Raw genomic sequence first — 3881 nt, 5'->3', positions numbered from 1 at the left:
CTTTTTCCAGTGCTTCAGCAGTCCAGTATTGCTTAAGCTTTTTCATAGTGCCTCTAGGACAGATACAATGTGTTTTTCGTCAATGCCTTCGGTTAGAAGACCCGACCATGCACAAAAATTAATGACCATTCTAGACGTTTGGCTGTAGAATAGCAACAATTCTTAATTTCCCCTTTACCTTAAATGTGCTAGAACCCACTTGGGGGGGCGCTAGACCGTCTTCTGCGGTATCTGGTGTGCCGTTACTGGGTACAAATTAAGGAAACCACGAATAAATCTAACGCATGATTGTTGCCGAGGAGAATTACGATTAGGGAATTTTCCCCTAAACTTCCCCCACTCACCTATAAGTAAGTATTATGATAAACATGGGTACATCCAGAAAAATCAACGGCTGTATCCCTGGGGCGGGGTTGGGGAAGTGGCGAGAAAAAAGCTGGTAAAATAACTCTAGGCAACCTTAAAAAGAATTCATGAAAGCGCAAACAACAAGTAAAGATAGCCTGATCCTACGGCAGGAAGTAGTGGGAGCGCGTCGCCCTAGTAACTATTTTTGGGCTGTAATCGTCTCTATTGGCGGTCTAGGGTTTCTCCTAGCCGGTCTTTCCAGTTATTTGAAGGTCAATCTACTTCTCGTTAGCGATACCAGTTCCTTACAATTTATTCCCCAAGGAGTCGCCCTCCTCTTTTATGGCACTGCGGGGACCCTTTTAGCCATCTATCTCTGGTTATCTCTCCTCTGGAATGTCGGAGGTGGTTACAACGAGTTTAACAAGGAAACCGGCAAAGTTAAAATCTTTCGTTGGGGCTACCCCGGCAAAAATCGTCGCATTGATCTCGATTGGCCCATGGAAGATGTGCAAGCTGTGCGGGCCGAAGTGCGAGAAGGACTCAACCCGAAACGGGAACTATTCCTGCGGATTAAACAGCGTCGCGATATCCCTTTAACTCGCGTCGGTGATCCTCTGTCCCTCTCGGAATTGGAAAATCAAGGAGCGGAACTCGCTCGTTTTCTGGAAATTCCTCTAGAGGGATTGTAGGCCTTTTTTCGCTCTTTTTGGCTATAAAATGATGAAGATAAGAAAATCTGGCTGGCTGTCTGTGGTTTGTGTTTTTTTAATCACAACGACGACACTTTTCGGCTGTTCTTCCCCAGAAGCTAACTCCACCCCCGATAATTCTAGTATCACCCAAACCTCTCAACCTGCCAGTTCGGGCAGTGTCAACATGGATAATTACAAACCCCGCTTAGATGGAACTGCCGTCGTCGAGATGATAATCAAAGGTAAACCGGTAACGATCGAAATTGATGGCAAGGCGGCCCCAATTACTGCCGGTAATTTTGTGGATCTGGTGGGGAGAGGTTTTTATAATGGTTTAACTTTCCATCGCGTGGTTACAGAACCGCAGCCTTTTGTCGCCCAAGGTGGTGATCCCCAAGGTCGCGGAACCGGTGGTTTTGTTGATCCAGAAACCAAGCAATCCCGTTATGTTCCCCTGGAAATTCTCCTCAAAGACGAAAAAGAGCCGATTTATGGGCAAGCAATCGGTCAACAGGCCACGGCCCGCACTCCTATCGTCGCTTTACCCCATAAACGCGGTGCGATCGCAATGGCCCGTTCTCAACAGCCTAATTCCGCTTCTTCTCAGTTTTATTTTGCTCTGTCGGATATCAATTTCCTTGATGGTGATTATGCCGTTTTTGGTTATGTAACTGAGGGAATGGAAGTGATCGATACGATCAAACAAGGGGATAAAATTGACTCGGCCAAAGTTATTTCTGGTGCAGAAAATCTGAAAAAATAGCGATCGGTTAGGGTGGGACCAGGCGACAATAATTTAATATTCGCCGTCCCCCCCCCAATCATTTAATATTCCGATAACTGATAACTGATACCTGATAACTGATAACTGATAAATGAATGTTGTGGTGACGGGAATTGGGTTGATCAGTTCTCTGGGAAATTTAAGTCAGAGTTGGCAAAGATTACTAGAGGGCAAAACTGGTATAACTAGACAACAACCCTTTTCTGATTTACCCGCTTTACCCTTGGGTTTAATCGGTCACAAACCGGCATTTTTAGAGGATTTAACCAAAATTGCCCTGATTGCTGCCCTCGAAGACGCGAAGTTAACCCCTCCCTTAAAGGATTGTGGTGTCACTATCGGTTCTAGTCGCGGTTGTCAGGGTTTATGGGAACGGATGGCAGCGACGGGAATAGTAGAAAACTGGTTAGACAGTTTACCCGATCGCGCCTCGGTATTGACCGCTAGATTGATAGAAACCGGCGCCCCAGTGTTAGCACCGATGGCGGCCTGTGCCACGGGCATCTGGTCGCTCGCCCAGGGTGTAGAATTAATTACTATGGGAGAATGCGATCGAGTTTTAGCCGGGGCGATCGAAACCCCGATCACTCCCTTAACTCTAGTGGGATTTGAACAGATGGGAGCTTTGGCGAAAACGGGCTGTTATCCTTTTGATAGAGCTAGGGAGGGCTTGGTTTTGGGGGAAGGTGGGGCGATTTTAGTCCTTGAATCGGAAGAACTGGCTTTAAGCAGAAATGCCCCCATCTACGGGCAAATTTTGGGCTATGGTTTTACCTGCGATGCCGATCATGTTAGCGCCCCGGCGGTGGATAATCGTAGTGCTACCAAAGCCATAGAACTATGTTTGCACAGAAGTCAATTAAGAAAAAATGAAATTAATTACATTCACGCCCACGGCACTAGCACGCGTTTAAACGATGAACGGGAGGCAAACCTGATCGCCAGCATTTTTGGCTCGCAAGTGGCTGTAAGCTCGACAAAAGGCGCAACAGGACACACTTTAGGGGCTTCGGGGGCATTAGGCGTGGCTTTTTGTTTAATGGCCCTGAAAAATCAGCTAATTCCCCCCTGTGTCGGTGTGCGCGAGTCGCCTTTTCAATTAAATTTAATTAGATCGGCTGTTAATTTTTCCCTGCACAATTGTCTCTGTCTTAGTTTCGGTTTCGGAGGACAAAATGCCGCCATCGCAGTGCGGAGATGGGGGAGAAGGAGTGGGAATTATGAATTATGAATTATGAATTATGAATTGGGGAGACGGGGAGACGGGGAGAATAAATATAGTCATTTCAGATAAGTCTGATACAGTAGACATCTTCAAAAATTATAACCCAGTCACAGCTTGCTTTTAGCCTATATACTAATTAAGTAGTTCGATGGCTGAAATGTATATCTATCGTTGTTAATTCAATTTCACTGAAAAAATATGAGGCAATTAAAATAATTTTTATTCGGGTAGATTCCTTAACTAGAAAGACTTTTGGTCTTGAGATAATATTAGGTCGAGGTCTAGTCTAGACCGACAAAATTCTTATGAACTCTGGGATTGATATTCTCAATCTTAATTGAAATGACTATAAAAGCAAATCTCCTGATAACTGATAACTGATAACTGATAACTGATAACTGATAACTGATAACTGATTATGGATACACCGAGACTACATCCGGATACGATCGAAGAAGTTAAACAAAGAATTGATATTGTGGATTTAATTTCCGAGAGAGTCGTTCTCAAAAAAAGGGGAAGGGAATACGTCGGTTTATGTCCTTTTCACGAGGAAAAATCCCCTAGTTTTACGGTTAGTCCTGCCAAACAAATGTATTACTGTTTTGGCTGTGGTGCGGGGGGAAACGGGATTAAATTTTTCATGGAAGTGGGAAAACAATCTTTTAGTGAGGTGGTTTTCGATCTTGCTAGAAGGTATCAAATCCCGATTAAAACTCTGGCAGTAGAACAGCGTCAGGAATTAGAACAGAAATTATCCCTCAAGGAACAATTATACGAAATAATGGCCGTGGCGGTGAGTTTTTATCAACACGCCCTTAGTCAACCT

At 44.6% G+C, this 3881-nt stretch carries 4 protein-coding genes; all 4 read left to right on the top strand.

The genetic code is table 11. The annotated features are described in order from the left end of the window. Positions 1-473: 473 nt before the first annotated feature. Positions 474-1040 (top strand): photosystem I assembly protein Ycf4, encoded by a 567-nt coding sequence (locus tag PX484_RS12475; RefSeq protein WP_287765680.1) that lies wholly within the window; start codon positions 474-476, stop codon positions 1038-1040. 28 nt (positions 1041-1068) lie between these two features. Further along, positions 1069-1806, top strand: coding sequence for a peptidylprolyl isomerase (locus tag PX484_RS12470; RefSeq protein ID WP_287765678.1), 738 nt, complete (start codon positions 1069-1071; stop codon positions 1804-1806). 112 nt (positions 1807-1918) lie between these two features. Further along, positions 1919-3058 carry a beta-ketoacyl-ACP synthase gene (locus tag PX484_RS12465; protein WP_287765675.1) on the top strand — a complete coding sequence of 380 codons (1140 nt, stop codon included), beginning with the start codon at positions 1919-1921 and terminating at the stop codon, positions 3056-3058. Between the two features lie 412 nt (positions 3059-3470). Then, positions 3471-3881 (top strand): CHC2 zinc finger domain-containing protein (locus PX484_RS12460; RefSeq protein WP_288104079.1); only part of this gene is annotated, 411 nt, incomplete at its 3' end.

The sequence above is a fragment of the Microcystis sp. M49636_WE2 genome (assembly GCF_030065375.1).
Lineage (GTDB): Bacteria > Cyanobacteriota > Cyanobacteriia > Cyanobacteriales > Microcystaceae > Microcystis > Microcystis aeruginosa_C.
The sequence above is the reverse complement of the archived record's forward strand: the minus strand, read 5'-3'. Positions and strand labels throughout refer to the sequence as shown.

Bases quoted from the DNA above. Each gene is read 5' to 3' on its own strand.
- PX484_RS12465 (WP_287765675.1), top strand. From the start codon at position 1,919: ATGAATGTTGTGGTGACGGGAATTGGGTTGATCAGTTCTCTGGGAAAT.
- PX484_RS12470 (WP_287765678.1), top strand. From the start codon at position 1,069: ATGATGAAGATAAGAAAATCTGGCTGGCTGTCTGTGGTTTGTGTTTTT.
- PX484_RS12475 (WP_287765680.1), top strand. From the start codon at position 474: ATGAAAGCGCAAACAACAAGTAAAGATAGCCTGATCCTACGGCAGGAA.